This window comes from Streptomyces sp. NPDC088261 (assembly GCF_044740805.1).
GTDB lineage: Bacteria > Actinomycetota > Actinomycetes > Streptomycetales > Streptomycetaceae > Streptomyces.
In genome coordinates, this window is the sequence record NZ_JBIURL010000013.1 from 172846 (window position 1) to 190553 (window position 17708).

Sequence of the window (17708 nt, forward strand, 5' to 3'; positions counted from 1 at the left end):
TTTACGGGCCGGACGCGGGTCGGGCACAGGCCGGGCGCGGGCCGTGCCGGGCCGGTACCCCCGGTGGTATTTAGCATGGGTAATGAGTTACGCTAAATACATGCCTGATCTGTCCCACGGTGACGAGAACGACGACGCCGTGAACGCTCTCCGATCCGCCGTCATGCGGCTGGGCCGGCGACTGAAGCACCAACGTGTGGACGAGTCGCTGAGCCCCACCGAGATGTCGGTGCTCGGCACCCTCGCCCGCTGTGGCTCCGCCACCCCGGGGGAGCTGGCCCGCAAGGAGCACGTGCAGCCGCCGTCGATGACCAGAATCGTCGCCCTGCTCGAAGCGAAGGGCCTGGTCAGGCTGGAGCCCCATCCCGACGACCGTCGGCAGAAGGTGGTCAGCCAGACGGCGGAGGCCGAGGCGATGCTCGAACAGAGCCGCCGCAAGCGGAACGTCTGGCTCGCTTCCCTCGCCGAGGGCCTGGACGAGGACGAATGGGCGAAGCTGCGCGCTGCCGCCCCCGTCCTGGAGAAGCTCGCCCACCTCTGACCCGCCCCCCTTACCCGCGCGCCGCAAGGAGGCGAAACAACATTGAGTTCGGGATCCGGAGCAGACTCCGCCCCCGCACCGAAATCCGCCCACGACAGCAGTACCGGCAGCACCAGCACGAGCAACACGAGCAACACGACCAGCACCACCTGCACGGACGCCGCCCCCACCCCCACCAAGGGCGGCACTTTCTCGTCCCTCAAGATCCGTAACTACCGTTTGTTCGCCACGGGCGCCGTGGTCTCCAACATCGGTACGTGGATGTCCCGCATCACCCAGGACTGGCTGGTCCTGAGCCTCACCGGCTCCTCGGCGGCCGTCGGCATCACGACGGCGCTCCAGTTCCTGCCGATGCTCCTCTTCGGCCTGTACGGCGGCGTCATCGCCGACCGCTACCCGAAGCGTCAGATCTTGCTGGTCACCCAGGCCGCGATGGGACTCTGCGGACTCTCCCTCGCCCTGCTGACCCTTTCCGGCCACGTCCAGGTGTGGCACGTCTACCTGATCGCGTTCCTGCTCGGCATGGTGACGGTGGTCGACAACCCGAGCCGGCAGTCGTTCGTCTCCGAGATGGTCGGCCCGAGCCAGCTGCGCAACGCCGTCAGCCTCAACTCGGCGAACTTCCAGTCCGCCCGCCTGATCGGCCCCGCCGTCGCGGGTGTGCTGATCACGACGGTCGGCAGCGGATACGCCTTCCTCCTGAACGGCCTCTCCTTCCTGGCGCCGCTCGCCGGACTCCTCCTGATGCGTCAGAGCGAGCTGTTCAAGGTCGAGCGAGTGCCGCGCGGCAAGGGGCAGTTGAGGGAGGGACTGCGGTACGTACGGGGCAAGCCCGAGCTCATCGGACCGATCGTCCTCGTCGGCTTCATCGGCACGTTCGGCTTCAACTTCCCCATCTGGCTCACGGCGTTCGCGCACGAGATCTTTCACAGCGGGGCCGGGCTCTACTCGTTCTTCAACATCCTGATGGCGGTCGGTTCGCTGGCCGCGGCACTTCTGGCGGCCCGCCGCCGCTCCTCGCGGCTGCGCCTGATGATCATCGCGGGCGTGGGCTTCGGACTGCTGGAGGTCCTGGTCGCCTTCGCGCCGTCGGTGTGGCTGTTCTCGCTGCTGCTGCTGCCGATCGGGATGCTCGGCATGACGACCAACATCAGCGCGAACACCAGCGTCCAGATGGCGGCCGACCCCATGATGCGGGGCCGGGTGATGAGCCTCTACATGATGGTCTTCGTCGGCGGCACCCCGGTGGGCGGCCCGCTCCTGGGCTGGGTGACGGACACGTACGGAGCCCGTGTCGGCTTCGCGACGGGCGGCGCGGTCTCCCTGATCGCGGCGGCCACGATCGGCGTGATCCTGACCCGGGTGGTCGGCGTCCGCATAAAGATCGACCTACGGGGCGGCCGCCCCCACGTGGACCTGGTCCCACGAGCGGCGGGGGAACGGGTACCGGCCACGGTGTGAGGTCGCGGAGGGATACGTGTGGCCCTGACGCGGGGGATGCCGGTCAGGGCCACGGGGGTACGAGGTACGGGGGCGCGATCAGCTGCGGGCGAAGTCCTCGGTCTTGAGCCTCAGATCGACGGGGGTGCCGGTCAGATCGATCTCCCTGCCGAAGGGGACGGAGAGTTCCGTGGTGTACTCGCCGTCCTTCGGCTGCGTGTAGACGCGGCACCGGCCGGTGAACGGGTCGGCGATCAGGTACACGGGGACCTCGGCCGCCGCATACGCCGTCTTTTTCGGGCCGTAGTCGTTGGGACCGGTGCCTTGCGCGATCACTTCGGCGATGAACTCGACGTCCTGGTGGTCCCACCGACCGCGTGGGTTCTTCTTCGCGCCGTCGGCGAGTTTGGCCACGTCCGGCGCGAACCCGTTCTGAGGACCGGGAAAATTGATCCGCACATCCGAGAGCACCCTGACGTCCGCGCCGAACCTCTCCTCCAGGGCTCGTACCACGCGGCGGATGATGTCCCAGTGGGCGTCCTGCTGCGGCGACATGTGGATGTTCCCCCCGACGATCTCGGCCTTGTAACCCTCGGGGACGGGCATCTGCTCAAGCCGTTCGAACAGCGTGTCCAGAATCAGCTCTTCGGTCTCTACGACGGTCATCGTGGCGCTCCTCCCCGCTGCCGGGCAATGTGGCAGCCGCCTTGTAGAACGATACGCACGGTGACCGGGTTACGAGCGGGGGCTCGGCCGGGGAGGGTGGGGGGATGAGACTCTTCGCCGCCGTGTTGCCGCCTGATCGTGTCGTTGCCGAACTTGCCGGTGTTGTGCGGCCGTTGCGGGAGCTGGAGGGTGGGGGTGGTGGTGCTCTGCGGTGGACCGGGGAAGCGGGGTGGCACTTCACGCTCGCCTTCATGGGCGAGGTGGACGACGCCGTGGTGCCGGAGCTGACCGGGCGGCTGGCGCGGGCCGCGTACCGTACCCAGCCCTTCTCGCTGCGCGTCCACGGCAGTGGGCACTTCGGGGGACGGGCGCTGTGGGCCGGGGCCGCCGGGGGGCTCGACGCGTTGCGGCTCCTGGCCGAGCGGACGGACGCCGCCGCGCGGCGGGCGGGGGTGCCGATGGAGGAGCACCGGCGTTATCAGCCCCACCTCACGCTGGCCCGTACCGACCGGGAAAGAGGTGACGACGGCGCCGGGGACCGCCTGCGGCCGTACGTCGAGGCACTGGCCGGCTTCGAGGGCACGCCGTGGGACGTGTCCGAGCTGGCGCTCGTGCGCAGTCGGCTGCCCGGGACGGCGGAGGGGGCCGGGACGGGCTCGGTGGGGTGGGGGCCCGGGCAGGTCCCGCGGTACGAGACGGTCGCGCGTTGCCCGCTCGGGGCGGGGCCCGGAGGCCCCCCGGGCGAGGGCGCCGCCCCTGTCCGACGTAACCTCGACGGGTGAACCCCAAGACCCGAAACCAAATCATGGCCGGCGTGCTGGTGCTGATGTTCGTGATCGTGGCCGTCGCGGCGGCGGTCGGGGGCTAGCACTCCCGCCCCGGACAGGGGTACGCGGCGAGACACCACGTACCCCTGCCGAAGGCGACCGGAGCCGACCACCGGCCATCGGCTACCGATCACCGACTACCAGGCGAACGCCTCCGGCGACTCGCCGGGGCCGGGGAAGATCTCCTCCAGCGACGCCAGCACCTCGTCCGACAGCTCCAGGTCCACCGCGCGCACGGCGGACTCCAGCTGCTCCAGGGTCCGGGGTCCCGAGATCGGACCTGTCACCCCCGGGCGTGTGAGCAGCCAGGCCAGCGCCGCCTCGCCCGGGTCGATGCCGTGCTTGTCGAGCAGGTCCTCGTACGACCGGATCTGCGCCCGGAGGGCCGGGTCGGAGATCCCGCCGCTCGAACGACCCTCGGACGCCGTGCCCTCCCGCTCCTTGCGCAGCAAGCCGCCCAGCTGGCCACCGGCCAGCGGGGACCACGGGATGACGCCCAGGCCGTACTCACGCGCGGCCGGGATGACCTCCATCTCGGCGCGCCGCTCGACGAGGTTGTACAGGCACTGCTCGCTGACCAGGCCGTACGAACCGTTCCGCTGCGCCGTCTCGTTCGTCTGCGCGATCTTCCAGCCGGGGAAGTTGGACGACCCCGCGTAGAGGATCTTGCCCTGGGTGATCAGGGTGTCGATCGCCTGCCATATCTCCTCGACCGGGGTGGCACGGTCGATGTGGTGGAACTGGTAGAGATCGATGTAGTCGGTCTGGAGCCGCTTGAGGCTGGCCTCCACCGAACGGCGGATGTTGAGGGCGGAGAGCTTGTGGTGGTTGGGCCACGCCTGGTCGCCCTCGCCCATGTACGCGTTCAGCTTGGTGGCGAGGACGACCTTGTCACGGCGGTCGCCGCCCTGGGCGAACCAGGTGCCGAGGATCTCCTCGGTACGGCCCTTGCCCGCCGTCCTGCCGTAGATGTTGGCGGTGTCGAAGAAGTTGACGCCCGCGGCGAGGGCGGCGTCCATGATGGTGTGGCTGTCGGATTCGTTCGTCAGCGGGCCGAAGTTCATCGTCCCGAGGACGAGTCGGCTGACCTCGAGTCCCGTGCGTCCGAGCTGCGTGTACTTCATGTCGCACTAGCCAACGCGTTCGAGCGCACTCGAAGCAACCCCCCTGTCGGCGGCTTGGCCATTCGAGACAGGGGGGTGCTTCTACCGGCCGGCGAAATCGTCCAGCGCCGCGCGTACCGCGAGCCGTTCGGTGACGCTGCCCTTGTGGCCCGCGTCCTCCACGATCACCAGCCGGGCGTCCTTCCAGGCGCGCGACAGCTCCCAGGCGGTGACGAGGGGGCCGCCCAGGTCGAACCGGCCGTGGACGAGGACCCCCGGGATCCCGGCCAGCCGGTCCGCGCCGCGCAGCAGGGCCCCTTCTTCCAGCCAGGCGGCGTGGGAGAAGTAGTGCGCGCAGATCCGGACGAGGGCCAGGCGGGCGGCTGTGGGCCGGTCGCTGTACGGGCGGGCCGAGCCGTGCGGCTCCTGCGACAGTACGGCGTCCTCCCAGGCGCACCAGTCGGCGGTGGCCCGCTCCCGCACGGCGGGGTCGGGGTCGACGGTCAACCGGGCGTAGGCGGCGAGGAGGTCGAAGAGGGGGTCTCCGAGGTAGTCACCGAGGGCAGGGGCGGGGTTACGGCTGAGTTCGCCACCGTTCCGCTCGGCCTCGGGAACGCCGTCGCGGAAGCGTTCCCACTCCTCGGGGAAGATCTGGCCGGCGCCCCGGTACAGCCAGTCGATCTCCGAGCGCCGGGTGGTGGTGACGGCCGCGATGACGATCTCCGAGACGCGCTCGGGGTGGCGCTCGGCGTACGCGAGGATGAGTGTGGAGCCCCAGGAGCCCCCGTACAGCAGCCACTTGTCGATGCCGAGGTGGACGCGCAGCCGTTCCATGTCGGCGATCAGGTGGTCGGTGGTGTTGTGCCGCAGGTCGGTGGCGGGGTCGCTCGCGTGCGGGGTGCTGCGGCCGCAGTTGCGCTGGTCGAAGAGGACGACGCGGTAGCGGTCCGGGTCGAAGTACCGCCGCATGGTGGGACTGCACCCGGACCCCGGCCCCCCGTGAACGACGAGGGCGGCTTTGCCGCCGGGATTCCCACAGACCTCCCAGTAGATGAGATTCCCGTCCCCGACGTCGAGCAGACCGTGGTCGTAGGGCTCGATGGGGGGATGGAGGGGGGAGCTGGGGGTGGGAGTGGGGGTTGGGCTTGGGGTTGGAGTTGGGGTTGGGGTTGGAGTGGGCGTGGAGGCCGAGGTTGAGGCCGGGTTGGGGTCTGGAGTGCGGGCCGGGTTGGAGGCTGGGGTGGGTTGCGGCATGGGGGTGCTCTCCTGCGGGTGGGATGGTTGGGGCCCGGGTGGGCGGCCCGAGCTTAGGGCGCGGGAGGGCGGGGTGGGGTGGGGTGGGGGGTTGTGGCTGGTTGGTGGGGTGCGGGTTAGGACCGAGGGGTAGTCGGGGGCACCCGGTCTTGTATTGGTCGGCGTGGGGCCGCCCTGGTTGTTGATTGTCGCGGGGCCGGGGTGGGCGTCAAGGGCGCTCCTGCGTCGCGTCGGCTTCGCCGATTGCGCTTCGCTTAACCCTTGACTCCCACCCCGGCCCCGCAAGTGCAGCTGAGGGGGGCGGCCCGGGGGAGGGTCCCCCGACAACCCCGGGATGCGGTTGGGGTTTCGTCGCGGGCCTCGGCTTTCGGCGGGGTTTGCGCACGACTTGAATGGGGTGGTGGCGACTGGGCTTAGCGGCTGGAAGGCCGTCTGTTGGTGGGCGTGCAGGCACCGTGTCTGAGATCCGTGGTCAACTGCGGGGGCTGGGCCGGGCTCTCTCTATCCCGGCGGCCAATATGCCCCATTTGGCTGGGTTTTGAGGTCCGGCGGGGGCCTCTTTCCCCGGGTCTTGTGTCCTGTGTTCTGTTAAGGGGCTCTGGCGACCCACATCCGGCCGGAAGGGGCTGGATGGCCGTCCCGGCAATCACCTTCCGCCCCACCATCCACTCGGCTCGGGTGTGGCGGCCTCGTGCGGGCCGGTGGGTGGCAGCCGACCGCCGGGGCTGCCCCGTCGCCCCACCCCAGCAAGAAAATATGCCCCATTTGCCCCGACTTTGAGGACTCCTGAGGGCTCTTCCCACCCGGTCTTGTGTCCTGTGTTTCGTTAACGGGCTCTCAGAGCACACAACCCACCGAAACAGGCCCGACAACCCTCCCGCCCGGCCACGCCCGCCCCACCACCCACTCACCCCAGACACGGTGCTTGCGCACCGGCCAACAGACGGCCTTCCAGCCGCCGAACCAAGACCAACAGCCCCATTCAAGTCGTGCGCAAAACCCCGCCGAGAGCCGAGGCCCGCGACGAAACCCCGACAACAGACAAGCCCCCCGGGGGACCTTTCCCCGGGCCGCCCCCCTCTGCCTGCACTTGCGGGTCCGGGCCGGGGGTCAAGGGTGAAGCGCAGCGCAATCGGCGAAGCCGACGCGACGTAGGAGCGCCCTTGACGCCCGGACCGGACCCGCGACAATCAACACCAAGGGGCGGCCCCACCCCGCACCACACAACCCGGCCACCCCCGACTACCCCTCGGTCCTAACCCGCACCGCCCGTCCGACCCCACCCCCACCCCACCCGTGCCTGACATGCAAGTGCCCCTCCAGCGGGTACGGGGGATGTGGCGGGAGTGTTCTCTCGTACCCGTAGCCGGCCTTCTCGGCCACGCGGCATGAGCGGTGGTTGTCCACCTGGTGGAGTAGTTCAAGCCGGGTCACACCCGGCCTGCCCTGCTCGCCGCCAGGAGCACCCGATCCGCCCAGCCCACCCCCACCACCCAGCGTCGTGAACGCCCATGCCGTCACCGCCTCAAGCGCTCGTGGTGCGACACCCCGGCCACGGGCCGACGCCACCGTCCAGTAGCCGACCTCCGCCGTGTCCGAGGCGTTCACCTCGCCAGCCCTGCCAGCCCTGCCAGCCCTGCCAGCCCTGCCAGCCCCGCCAGCCCCGCCGGGCTGGTCCGTCCCGTTGGGCATGTGTGGTGTGAAGTCTCGGCGCTTGACCACCACATGTCCCGCCAGCCCGCCCTCCTCCAGCACGGCGAAGCTCGGGGCGGTTCCCGTGGTCCAGCCTCGCGCGCGCTCCTTCAGCCAGTGGATCGCCTCCGCCTCGCTCGTCACGGGGTGTTGGGTCGACCGGGCCAGCAGCGGGTCGTCGTACGCCTCGATCAGGGACGTGATGTCCCCCTCCCGCCACGGGCGCAGCGTCAGTGCCGGGGCCGTCGCCGTGGGCGGGGCGTGGAGGGTCGTCCGCGGGGCGGGCTCGTTCATTCCGCGCGCTCCAGCAGTGTCCTCGCCGCCGTCAGGAACAGCGCGCAGATCTCGTCCGCGTCCGCCCCCGCCAGCGGCTCCATGCGGCTCACGTCGCGGACCAGGCCGATGCCCACCAGCCACGCCAGCACCAGTTGGGCGCGCAGCGTCGCGTCCGGGGCGTCCGTCAGGGTCGCCAGCGCGCCCGCGTAGTCCGCGCCCAGCTGCTCCGCGATGGTGGCCGCCGGGCCCTCGCTGCCCAGCGAGCGCAGGAAGGTCACCAGCGTGTGGTCGCGCCGCTGGCCCGGCTCGTCGCGGAGCATGCTGCGCAGCGTGGTGTCGAGCAGCTTCTCCAGTGGTGTGGTGTCCAGTTGGGCCCGGCCCTCGCGGGCCGCCACCGCCTCGAACACCGCGGCCTTGGAGCCGAAGTAGCGGAAGATCAACGACTGGTTCGCCCCCGCGCGGTCCGCGATGTCCCGCACGGTCGTACGGGCGAAGCCGCGTTCCGCGAAGAGGACGGTGGCGGCATCGAGCAACGCCTGTCGGGTCCCGGCCGCGTCGCGGCGGCGGGGTTGTTGTTTTTCGGCCACGGTCCCTCCCAGCGCACACCGTAGCGCCCGACCGTCCGGGAACGGCCGTCTTGACGCCTCCCCGACGGCCTGCCTAGCGTTGTAAGCGTCTGCTTGCAAACTCCGTACAGCGACCTCAACGAGCCCATGACCAGGCTCGATAGACCGTTCGAGTGGGAGTCACCTTGAGCACACCCCCCGCAGCCGAATCCGCCCCCGCGTCCGCCCCCGGATCCGCCCCCGCCCCCGTTCCGTACCCCTTCAACGACGGTGGGGGCCTCGGCCTCGACGCCGCGTACACCGCCGCACAGGACGCCGAGGGCATGATCCGCGTCCAGCTGCCGCACGGTGAGCCGGCGTGGCTGGCCACCCGGTACGCCGACGCCCGGTTCGTGCTGGGCGATCTCCGCTTCTCCCGTGCGATGTCGCTGGCGAAGGACGAACCCCGCTTCACGCCGGCCGTCACCGAGGAGAACATCCTCTCGATGGACCCGCCCCACCACACGCGGCTGCGCACCCTGGTCTCCCGCGCCTTCACCAAACACCAGGTGGAGGGATTACGGCCGTGGGTACGGCAGTTGACCGGCGAACTGCTCGACGGGCTGATCGCCCGCGGCGGTACGGCCGACCTGGTCGAGGAGTTCGCGCTGCCGCTGCCCGTCGCCGTCATCTGCGAACTGCTCGGCGTACCGGCCTCCGACCGCCCGAAGTTCCGCGCCTGGAGCGACGCCGCCCTGTCGACCAGCATCCTCGACGCGGAGGAGCAGAAGGCCAACCAGGTCGCCCTGCGCGCCTACATGGCGGAGCACGTCGCCGCGCGCCGGGCCGATCCGCAGGACGACCTGATGTCCGCGCTCATCGAGGCCAAGGACGTCAAGGACCGGCTCACCGAGGTCGAACTCGTCGACATGTGCATCGCGATCCTCGTCGCCGGGCACGAGACGACCGCCTCGCAGATCCCGAACTTCGTGCACGTCCTGCTCGAACACCCCGAGGAATGGGTCCGGTTGGTCATCGAGCCCGAGCTGATCCCCACCGCCGTCGAGGAGTTGATGCGGTTCATCCCGCTCGGTGTGGCCGGCGGATTCGCCCGGTACGCCACCGAGGACATCGAGGTCGGCGGGGTCCTGGTCCGCAAGGGCGAGCCCGTCCTCGTCGCGATCGGCCCCGCCAACCGGGACCCCCGCCGGTTCGAGAATCCGCACGAGGTACGGCTGGACCGCAAGGCCAACCAGCACCTCGGCTTCGGACACGGCGTCCACCACTGCCTGGGCGCGCAGCTCGCCCGGCTCGAACTCCACGAGGCGCTGCACGCCCTGGTGACGAAGATGCCCGGGCTGCGGGTGGTCGGGGAGGTCGAGTGGAAGGACCGGATGATCGTACGGGCCCCGCGCCGGATGACGGTGGGGTGGTGACCGCGTGACCTGGCACCTTGAGGTGGACGAACACGCCTGCATCGGGTCGGGGATGTGCGCCGCGCTCGCCCCCGACCGGTTCGAGCTGGACAGCGCGACGGCGTCGGTGGTGCCGGGCGCGGCGGAGGCGGACCCGGCGGAGGTGCTGCTGGACGCGGCCGACTCGTGCCCGGCGGTCGCGATCACGGTGACGGACAGTGCCTCGGGGGCGGTGCTGGGGCCGCGCCCCTGAGCCGTGCCCTTCCCGGGGCCGGGCGGGCGGGGAAGCCCGTCCGGCCCCCGGGTACGGCTCCGGCCGCGGGTGCGACCTTGGGACTCCGGCCGCCGGTACGACCTCGGCCGCCGCGTACGACCCCCTCTACCCTGAGCCGTATGAGTACCGCCCCCGCGTTCGACCCCTGGCAGCCCGCGTTCATCGCCGACCCCTACCCGGCCTACGCCGGCCTCCGCGCCCAGGGGCCCGTGACGTACTTCGAGCCCACCGGGCAGTGGCTCGTCCCGCACTACGACGACGTACGGGCCCTGCTCCGCGACCGGCGCCTCGGCCGTACGTACCTGCACCGCTTCACCCACGAGGAGTTCGGCCGCACCGCCCCGCCCGCCGCCCACGAGCCCTTCCACACCCTCAACGGCAACGGCCTCCTCGACCTCGAAGCGCCCGACCACACGCGCATCCGCCGGCTGGTCTCCCTGGCCTTCACCCCGCGTACCGTCGAGCGCCTCGCGCCCACCGTCACCCGGCTCGCGGAGGACCTGGCCGCCGGATTCGTCGCCGACGGCGGGGGTGACCTGGTCGCCGCCGTCGCCGAGCCGCTGCCCGTCGCGGTGATCGCCGAGATGCTGGGCGTCCCGGAGGCGGACCGGCCGCTGCTGCGGCCGTGGTCGTCGGCGATCTGCGGGATGTTCGAGCTGAACCCCACCGAGGAGACGGCCCGGCGGGCGGTCGACGCGTCGGTCGAGTTCTCCTCGTACCTGCGCGGGCTCATCGCGCGGCGGCGGCGCGACCTCGGGGACGACCTCATCAGCGCGCTGATCGCCGCGCACGACGACGAGGACCGGCTCACCGAGCAGGAGATGATCTCCACCTGCGTGCTGCTCCTCAACGCCGGTCACGAGGCGACGGTCAACACCACCGCCAACGGCTGGTTCACCCTCTTCCGTCACCCCGCCGAACTGGCCCGCCTGCGCGGAGACTTGGCCGGTCTGCTGCCCACCGCCGTCGAGGAGTTGCTGCGCTTCGACACACCGCTCCAGATGTTCGAGCGATGGGTCCTGGACGACATCGAGGTCGGCGGCACGGTGATCCCGCGCGGCAGCGAGGTGGCCCTCCTCTTCGGCTCGGCCCACCGGGACCCCGCCCGCTTCGACCGTCCCGACGTCCTGGACCTCGGCCGTACGGAGAACCCGCATCTCGCGTTCGGCGCGGGCATCCACTACTGCCTGGGCGCCCCGCTCGCCCGGCTCGAACTCGTCGCGTCCTTCGGGGCGTTGCTGCGCCGGGCCCCGAAGCTGCGGCTGACCGCCGAGCCCGAGTGGAACCCGGGGTACGTCATCAGGGGGCTGCGGGAGCTGCTGGTGGAGGTGTGAGGTCCGTACGGCCTGGGGTCGGCGCCCAGGAGGGGCGCCAGATTCTCCCGGCGAGCGGCGCCAGGCCGCCGAAGTGGTCGACCACCGCCCGGAGTCCCGGGTGCGGATGCGACCGGCGGAGGAGGAGCGAGAGCGGGTACGCGAGCGTCGGATCCACCACCGGGATGCGGCGCAGGTCGTGGAGGGCCGGCCAGAGGTACCGGTCGCGCGAGCCCACGAGGGTGGCCACGTCGGCGGAGTCCGCGAGGATGTCGAGCAGCACCTCGTTGCCGAAGTTCGGCCCCGCGGCGTCGACGCGGAGGTCGAACGTGGTGGCCAACTCGTCGTAGAACTCCGCCCATTCGCTGCCCGGTGCGATCCCCGGCACCCAGATCCGGTGCCCGCGCAGCCGGTCCGGGGTCAGGGTCCGCGCGGCGGCGAGCGGGTGCCTCGGGCCGACGAGGAGTTCCAGCGGGGAGTCGAACGCGTGGATCATCCGTACGTCGACGGGCAGGGCGGCCGGGTCGGTGACCGAGCGGAACGACGCGTCGAGGTCGCCCGCCCGCACGGCGGCGGCCGCCTCGCGCGGGTCGTCGACCCGGAGGGTCACCACGTCGAGGTCGGTTCCGGGGCGTGACCGCCAGTAGTCGTGCAGGAGGACGGCCTGCGCGGACCGCAGGCCGAGGACGTCGATCCGCAGGGCGCGCGACCCCGGTCTGATCGCCGCGAGCGCGCGCTCGGCACCCGCGACGATGCTCCGGGCGTGCGGGAGCAGGGCCTGCCCGTCGAGGGTCAGCTCGACGCCCCGTGCGGTACGGGTGAACAGCCGGACGCCGAGTTCCCGCTCCAGGGCCGCGATCCGCTTCGACACGGCCTGTTGGGTCACGCCCAGCTCGTCGGCCGCGTGCCGCAGCTGCCCCAGCTCGGCCGCGCGGACGAACGATCGCACCGCTTCGGTATCCATGAGGGCAGCCTATGGGTGCACAACTGGTGGTTGTGGCTGAGTCGGAGTCGGTTGTTTGATCCGGGGGCGGTGCGCGCGGTGTGATGCGGGGAGCCGCCCGTCGGTGGTGGCGGGGGAGGGGAGCGCGTGCGTGAGCGGTGGGGGTCCGAGTTCGGCCGGCTGTGGTCGGCCTACGCCGTCAGTACGTACGGGACGTGGATCGCGTTCGGCGCGTACCCGCTCATCGCGGTGCGGGTCCTGGGCGCGTCGGCGTTCGCCGTGTCGCTCCTGGAGGCGGCCGGACTGGCCGTCGCGGCGGTGGCCGCCTTCTCGCTCGGGCCGTGGATCGAGCACCGGGCCAAGCGTCCCGTGATGATCGCGGCGGACCTGGTCCGGTTCGCCGCGACCGCGAGCGTCCCCGTCGCGTACGTCCTCGGCGTGTTGTCGTACGGTCAACTGCTGGTTGTCTCGGTCGTGTCCGGGACCGCGAGCATCGCCTTCACCGCCGCGTCCGGCGCGTACCTGAAACATCTCGTCCCCCGGGACCACCTCCTCGTGGCGAACGGGAGGTTCGAGGCCACGAGCTGGGTAGCGACGGCGGCGGGACCGCCTCTCGGCGGTGCGCTCATCGGGCTGCTGGGCCCGGTCGTCACGGTCCTGGCCGACGCCCTCAGCTACCTGCTGTCCGCCCTCGGAATCCACCGTATCCGCGGGAGCGATGTGGTGACACCCCGCGATCGGTCCGCCGAGCCCCGCGACCGGTCCACTGAGACCCGCGACCGGTCCGTCGTGCCCCGCCGGAGCCCGTTCCTCGACGGCTGGTGGTTCATCCTCCGCGATCCCGCGCTGAGGCGCCTGTTCCTCAACTCGATCCTGGTCGGCGGCCTCATCATGGCCACCGCCCCGCTCCTGTCCGTCCTCCTGCTGGGCCAGTACCACTTCCCCGCCTGGCAGTACGGTCTCGCCTTCGGCGTCCCCGCTCTCGGCGGCTTCGTCGGCGCCCGCCTCTCCGCGCGCCTCGTGGCCCGCCACGGCCGGTACCGGGTGATGGCCGTCTCCGGCCGGCTGCGGTCGGTCTTCCCCCTCGGGCTGGCGTTGGTCGGTCCCGGAGTCCCCGGACTCCTCACCGTGATCGCTGTCGAGGGGCTGTTGATCACCTGCATGGGGATCTTCAATCCGATCTACGCGACGGAGCGCCTGCGGCGGACTCCCGTCCACCGGACCGCCCAGATCCTCAGTACGTGGAGCGCCGCGAGCAAGCTCCTGCACGCCGCCCTGATGGTGATCTGGGGGATCCTCGCCACCCTCACCAGCCCGCTCACCGCGATCACCGTGTCCGGTGTGCTGCTCCTCGGCACCCCGCTTCTGCTGCCCACCCGGGCCCAGCTGTCGGCGCCCGAGCCCGTCTTCCCGGGAGAGGACGTCCGGGTCGCCTGACGGCGGCCGGCCCCCACGGCAGGCGACCGGCGGCGTCAGGTCCGCGCCTCGTACCGCGCCCCCAGCCCCCACGCCTCGTACATCGCGTCCGCGAACGCCCCCGCCAGCTTGTGCTCGCCCGACGGCGCCGGATGCGTGCCGTCGTACGTGTCGCGGCGGATGTCGTACGACGGCGGGCGCGACGCCAGCAGCAGGGGCGAGCCGGCCTGGTCCAGGTCGGCGACCGCCTTCGCCAGCAGCTCGTTGAAGCGGGCCACCTCGGCGGCGAAGGCGGGGTCGGTGTCGGCGCGCACGTTCGGTATGACGGGCAGGAGCACGGCCCTGATCCGCGGGTTCGCCGCGCGGGCCTCGGCGAGGAACAGCCGCGCCCGGTCGGCGGTCTGGGCGCTGTTCGTGTAGAAGCCGAGGTCGATCAGCCCGAGCGAGATCAGCAGGAGGTCGGCCCGGTACGTGCTCACCGCGTCGCGGATCAGGGGCGTCAGGTGCTGCCAGCCCTCGCCCCAGCCCGCCAGGTGGCGCCGGGCGGCGGGTGGGAAGTCCGGGGCGCCGTACGCGTGCGAGACGGGGGCCTCGGCGAGCAGGTCGTACACCTCCGTACGCGGGCCGACGATCCGGTACGGACCGCCGAAGGACGCGTTGAGGTGCTGCCACATCCGGTAGCGCCAGGTGAAGTCGCCGGCGTGGCCGATGGTCATGGAGTCGCCGACGAACATGAAACGCATCGGGTCATCATCCCCGATCGGGACGGGATGGCAGGCTGGGGGCATGCGTTCGCTTCCGCACCATCCTGGCCTGCGTCTTTCCGGTGTTTTCGCGGGTGTTTCCACCGTACTGCTCGGTGTGTCCACCCTGCTCGTCGGTGTGTCCGCCCTGCTCGGCATATCCGCGCCGGAAGCCTCGGGGGCCGCTGCCGGCGCCTCTGCCGACGCCGCCGACGACAACGCCCCCGACCGCAGCTTCACGATCAAGGACCCGCGCATCACCGAGTCCAGCGGTCTGGCGGCGAGCCGCGCCCACCCCGGCGTCTACTGGACGCACAACGACAGCGACGACGGCCCGTACGTCTACGCGGTCGACTCCCGGACCGGTGAGACGGTCGCCACGATCACCCTCCGGGGCGTCGGCGACCCGCGTGACGTGGAGGCCATCTCGGTCGGGCCCGACGGCGACGTGTACGTCGGTGACATCGGGGACAACCTGGGCGGCAGCTGGGACCACGTGTGGATCTACCGCTTCCCGGAGCCGAAGCGGCTCAAGGACGCGACGGTCCGCGCCACCCAGTTCACGGTGAAGTACGCCGACGGGCCGCGCGACGCCGAGGCGTTGATGGTCGACCCGAAGACCGGGCGGGTCTACATCGCCTCGAAGAACGAGGACGGCGGCGGCCTGTACGAGGGTCCGGCGCAGCTGACCGCGACGGGGACCAACGTCTTCCGGCGGATCGGGGAGGTGCTGTGGGTGACGGACGGCGCGTTCTCGCCGGACGGCAAGGAGCTGGTGCTGCGCTCGTACTTCAGCGCGCGCGCGTACGCCTGGAAGAACGGCCGGCTGGGCGCCGACCACCGGGTGCGCGCGCCCATCCAGGGGCAGGCCGAGTCGGTGACGTACACGGCGGACGGCAGTGCGCTGATGTTCGGCTCCGAGGGCGAGGAGAGCGGGGTGGAGCGGGTGGACCTGGACAAGGACTCCGGCGGCTCGTCCCCGGGGAGCGGTGGTACGGCGTCGGGCGGGGGCGGGTCGGCCGGGGGCCCGGGTGCGGACGGTGAGCAGGGCAAGGTGACGGTGGGGACGGTGGTGCTGGTGGGGGCGGTGGTGCTGTTCTTCGGCTTCAAGCGGGTGCGGCGGAAGAGCTGAGACCGGCCGGGCGGGCGGTGTGATCGGCGAGGGGCCCCGCTCGCGTGGACGGTGTGAACGGCGAAGGGCCCCGGTCGCGTGGAGCGCGTACCGGGGCCCTTCGCATTCGGCTGAGAGGCTAGAGCCGCTCGATCACGTAATCGACGCAGGCCGTCAGCGCGGCCACGTCCGCCGGGTCGACCGCCGGGAACATCGCGACGCGCAGCTGGTTGCGGCCCAGCTTGCGGTACGGCTCGGTGTCCACGATGCCGTTGGCGCGCAGGGCCTTGGAGACCGCCGTCGCGTCGATCTCGTCCGCGAAGTCGATCGTGCCGATGACCTGCGAGCGCTTCGCCGGGTCGACCACGAACGGGGTGGCGTACTTGGACGCGTCGGCCCATCCGTACAGCGCGCTCGACGACGCGGCCGTCCGGCTCACCGCCCAGTCCAGGCCCCCCTGGGTGTTGATCCAGGTCAGCTGCTCGTTCAGCAGGAAGAGCGTGGCCAGGGCGGGGGTGTTGTACGTCTGGTTCTTCAGCGAGTTGTCGATCGCGGTCGGCAGCGAGAAGAACTCGGGTACGTGCCGGCCCGAGCCGTGCACGCGCGCGGCGCGCTCCAGCGCGGCGGGCGAGAAGACGCCGATCCACAGGCCGCCGTCGGCGGCGAAGGACTTCTGCGGGGCGAAGTAGTAGACGTCGGTCTCGGTGATGTCGACCGGCAGGCCGCCCGCGCCGGAGGTCGCGTCGACCAGCACCAGCGAACCGGCGTCGGCGCCCGCGACGCGCCGGACGGGCGCGGAGACACCGGTGGAGGTCTCGTTGTGGGTGAGGGCGTAGACGTCGACGCCCTCCTCGGCCTTCGGGTCGGGGTGCGAGCCGGGGTCGGTGGAGATGACGGTCGGCTCGGCCAGCCACGGGGCGAGTTTCGACGCCTTGGCGAACTTGGACGAGAACTCGCCGAACGAGAGGTGCTGCGACTTGTTCTCGATCAGGCCGTGTGTCGCGACGTCCCAGAAGGCGGTCGAGCCGCCGTTGCCCAGGATCACCTCGTACCCGTCGGGCAGGTCGAAGAGGCTCCGTACACCGTCGCGCACCGCGCCGACCAGGTTCTTCACCGGAGCCTGGCGGTGCGAGGTGCCGAGCAGCGACGTTCCGGTGGCCGCCAGCGCGTCCACCGCCTCCGTCCGCACCTTGGAGGGGCCTGCGCCGAAACGGCCGTCGGCGGGCTTGATGTCAGCAGGAATCTGGATATCGGCCACGGGCCGGAGCCTAGTGCCTCGCGCGCGGTGCCGGACAGCCGTGTCCGTCGGATGAGACGCGGGCGGCCAGGTATTCGATCAGGGTGATCAGGACGTACTTGCTGGACGAGCGGTCCCGCGCGTCGCACTCCACCAGCGGGACGTCGGAGGTCAGGCCGAGGGTCTCGCGCACCTGTTCCTCGGTACGGAACGGGCCGCCGAAGTCGTTGCAGGCGACGATGAAGAGCGTGCCGTCGGCCTGCAATCGCTCGATGGTGTGACGGGCGTCGGCGACGCGGCGGGTGTCGACGAGGACGACCGCCCCGAACGTACCGGAGAAGAGGCGGTCCCAGAGGAACGAGAAACGCTCCTGGCCGGGGCCGCCGAACACGTACAGCACCGACCCCTGGTCGTGCGCCGAGCTCTGTTCGAGGGAGATCCGGCCGAAGTCGAACGCGACCGTGGTCGCGGTCTTCCTGCCGAGCCCGTCGAGGTCGGCGAGGGCGTCGATCTCCACGGTGCGGGTCATCGTCTCCTCGGCGTTCAGGGGACGGATCTCGCTGATGGAACGGACCATGGTGGTCTTGCCGACGCCGAAGCCGCCGACGATGGCGATCTTCAGGGTGCCGGTGTCGGTGGGTCTGGCCGCGCCGGTGGGGGCATCGGGGGTGCCGGTCATCGGGGATTGCCCTCCGGGTCGGTGAAGTTGGCCCAGCGCACCGCACAAACGGAGGTCACTATAGGAGAGTTGACGATTGAATTGGGAAATTTTTGTTCGATTCCTTATGCGTTTCCGTCTGCTGAAGGTGCTGTGGCCGACAAGTGAACCAGGGGCGGCCGGGGTGTGCGTCGGGCATATGCCGTACGTGTGCCACTCATGTACCGGGTTCGCGGGGGCGGCCGGGGCATGCT

17 protein-coding genes are annotated in these 17708 nt (G+C 71.1%); 8 read left to right on the plus strand and 9 right to left on the minus strand.

Annotation, left to right across the window (positions count from 1 at the left end):
- Positions 1–100: 100 nt before the first annotated feature.
- Both ACIODU_RS24345 and ACIODU_RS24350 read left to right on the plus strand, forming a co-directional pair.
- Positions 101–541: a MarR family winged helix-turn-helix transcriptional regulator gene (locus tag ACIODU_RS24345; protein ID WP_161309966.1), complete on the plus strand. Its 441-nt coding sequence runs from the start codon at positions 101–103 to the stop codon at positions 539–541.
- Positions 542–583: 42 nt separating this feature from the next.
- Positions 584–2002 (plus strand): MFS transporter, encoded by a 1419-nt coding sequence (locus ACIODU_RS24350; protein WP_401769876.1) that lies wholly within the window; start codon positions 584–586, stop codon positions 2000–2002.
- A gap of 78 nt (positions 2003–2080) precedes the next feature.
- Here the strand turns inward: ACIODU_RS24350 and ACIODU_RS24355 are convergent, their stop codons facing one another.
- On the minus strand, positions 2081–2647 hold the full coding sequence (locus ACIODU_RS24355) for a Uma2 family endonuclease (RefSeq protein ID WP_356432932.1): 567 nt from the start codon (positions 2645–2647) through the stop codon (positions 2081–2083).
- Between the two features lie 104 nt (positions 2648–2751).
- Between ACIODU_RS24355 and thpR the strand changes: the two genes are divergently transcribed.
- Positions 2752–3429 carry an RNA 2',3'-cyclic phosphodiesterase gene (gene thpR, locus ACIODU_RS24360; protein WP_401769877.1) on the plus strand — a complete coding sequence of 226 codons (678 nt, stop codon included), beginning with the start codon at positions 2752–2754 and terminating at the stop codon, positions 3427–3429.
- Between the two features lie 182 nt (positions 3430–3611).
- On the opposite strand, the gene ACIODU_RS24365 is transcribed toward thpR, so the two are convergent.
- The 4 genes from ACIODU_RS24365 to ACIODU_RS24380 all read right to left on the minus strand — a co-directional run bounded on the left by ACIODU_RS24365 (position 3612) and on the right by ACIODU_RS24380 (position 8386).
- Entirely contained in the window at positions 3612–4598 is a 987-nt protein-coding gene (locus ACIODU_RS24365; RefSeq protein WP_356432935.1) for an aldo/keto reductase, read from the minus strand.
- A gap of 81 nt (positions 4599–4679) precedes the next feature.
- Positions 4680–5678: a prolyl aminopeptidase gene (gene pip, locus ACIODU_RS24370; RefSeq protein WP_401769901.1), complete on the minus strand. Its 999-nt coding sequence runs from the start codon at positions 5676–5678 to the stop codon at positions 4680–4682.
- 1395 nt (positions 5679–7073) lie between these two features.
- A complete protein-coding gene (locus tag ACIODU_RS24375; protein ID WP_401769878.1) occupies positions 7074–7817 on the minus strand; it encodes a GNAT family N-acetyltransferase in 744 nt (247 codons plus the stop codon).
- Positions 7814–8386, minus strand: coding sequence for a TetR family transcriptional regulator (locus ACIODU_RS24380; RefSeq protein WP_356431897.1), 573 nt, complete (start codon positions 8384–8386; stop codon positions 7814–7816). The genes ACIODU_RS24375 and ACIODU_RS24380 overlap by 4 nt, the downstream gene beginning before the upstream one ends.
- Before the next feature lie 164 nt (positions 8387–8550).
- On the opposite strand from ACIODU_RS24380, the gene ACIODU_RS24385 reads away from it, so the two are divergent.
- The 3 genes from ACIODU_RS24385 to ACIODU_RS24395 all read left to right on the plus strand — a co-directional run bounded on the left by ACIODU_RS24385 (position 8551) and on the right by ACIODU_RS24395 (position 11367).
- The gene (locus tag ACIODU_RS24385; protein ID WP_401769879.1) at positions 8551–9780 is read left to right on the plus strand and encodes a cytochrome P450; all 1230 of its coding nucleotides are present in this window, start codon (positions 8551–8553) and stop codon (positions 9778–9780) included.
- Between the two features lie 4 nt (positions 9781–9784).
- Positions 9785–10012 (plus strand): ferredoxin, encoded by a 228-nt coding sequence (locus tag ACIODU_RS24390; RefSeq protein WP_401769880.1) that lies wholly within the window; start codon positions 9785–9787, stop codon positions 10010–10012.
- 140 nt (positions 10013–10152) lie between these two features.
- Entirely contained in the window at positions 10153–11367 is a 1215-nt protein-coding gene (locus ACIODU_RS24395) for a cytochrome P450 (RefSeq protein ID WP_401769881.1), read from the plus strand.
- Here the strand turns inward: ACIODU_RS24395 and ACIODU_RS24400 are convergent.
- Positions 11333–12310: a LysR family transcriptional regulator gene (locus ACIODU_RS24400; protein ID WP_401769882.1), complete on the minus strand. Its 978-nt coding sequence runs from the start codon at positions 12308–12310 to the stop codon at positions 11333–11335. The genes ACIODU_RS24395 and ACIODU_RS24400 overlap by 35 nt on opposite strands.
- Positions 12311–12436: 126 nt before the next feature.
- Between ACIODU_RS24400 and ACIODU_RS24405 the strand changes: the two genes are divergently transcribed.
- Positions 12437–13726 carry an MFS transporter gene (locus ACIODU_RS24405; protein WP_401769883.1) on the plus strand — a complete coding sequence of 430 codons (1290 nt, stop codon included), beginning with the start codon at positions 12437–12439 and terminating at the stop codon, positions 13724–13726.
- A 35-nt stretch (positions 13727–13761) separates the two neighbouring features.
- On the opposite strand, the gene ACIODU_RS24410 is transcribed toward ACIODU_RS24405, so the two are convergent.
- A complete protein-coding gene (locus ACIODU_RS24410) occupies positions 13762–14448 on the minus strand; it encodes a GDSL-type esterase/lipase family protein (RefSeq protein ID WP_401769884.1) in 687 nt (228 codons plus the stop codon).
- Positions 14449–14491: 43 nt separating this feature from the next.
- Here ACIODU_RS24410 and ACIODU_RS24415 point away from each other — a divergent pair, with 43 nt between their 5' ends.
- Complete coding sequence (locus ACIODU_RS24415; protein WP_401769885.1) at positions 14492–15580, plus strand: WD40 repeat domain-containing protein; 1089 nt, start codon at positions 14492–14494, stop codon at positions 15578–15580.
- 118 nt (positions 15581–15698) lie between these two features.
- Here ACIODU_RS24415 and serC read toward each other — a convergent pair whose 3' ends face one another.
- A complete protein-coding gene (serC, locus tag ACIODU_RS24420) occupies positions 15699–16817 on the minus strand; it encodes a phosphoserine transaminase (RefSeq protein WP_327236079.1) in 1119 nt (372 codons plus the stop codon).
- Positions 16818–16827: 10 nt separating this feature from the next.
- A complete protein-coding gene (locus tag ACIODU_RS24425) occupies positions 16828–17475 on the minus strand; it encodes an ATP/GTP-binding protein (RefSeq protein ID WP_356431915.1) in 648 nt (215 codons plus the stop codon).
- Positions 17476–17708 lie beyond the last annotated feature (233 nt).

What these genes read in the sequence shown, in the direction of transcription:
- ACIODU_RS24345 (WP_161309966.1), top strand. Translation starts at nt 101, where the DNA reads ATGCCTGATCTGTCCCACGGTGACGAGAACGACGACGCCGTGAACGCT.
- ACIODU_RS24355 (WP_356432932.1), bottom strand. Translation starts at nt 2,647, where the DNA reads ATGACCGTCGTAGAGACCGAAGAGCTGATTCTGGACACGCTGTTCGAA.
- thpR (WP_401769877.1), top strand. Translation starts at nt 2,752, where the DNA reads ATGAGACTCTTCGCCGCCGTGTTGCCGCCTGATCGTGTCGTTGCCGAA.
- ACIODU_RS24365 (WP_356432935.1), bottom strand. Translation starts at nt 4,598, where the DNA reads ATGAAGTACACGCAGCTCGGACGCACGGGACTCGAGGTCAGCCGACTC.
- ACIODU_RS24375 (WP_401769878.1), bottom strand. Translation starts at nt 7,817, where the DNA reads ATGAACGAGCCCGCCCCGCGGACGACCCTCCACGCCCCGCCCACGGCG.
- ACIODU_RS24395 (WP_401769881.1), top strand. Translation starts at nt 10,153, where the DNA reads ATGAGTACCGCCCCCGCGTTCGACCCCTGGCAGCCCGCGTTCATCGCC.
- ACIODU_RS24400 (WP_401769882.1), bottom strand. Translation starts at nt 12,310, where the DNA reads ATGGATACCGAAGCGGTGCGATCGTTCGTCCGCGCGGCCGAGCTGGGG.
- ACIODU_RS24410 (WP_401769884.1), bottom strand. Translation starts at nt 14,448, where the DNA reads ATGCGTTTCATGTTCGTCGGCGACTCCATGACCATCGGCCACGCCGGC.
- ACIODU_RS24415 (WP_401769885.1), top strand. Translation starts at nt 14,492, where the DNA reads ATGCGTTCGCTTCCGCACCATCCTGGCCTGCGTCTTTCCGGTGTTTTC.
- ACIODU_RS24425 (WP_356431915.1), bottom strand. Translation starts at nt 17,475, where the DNA reads ATGACCGGCACCCCCGATGCCCCCACCGGCGCGGCCAGACCCACCGAC.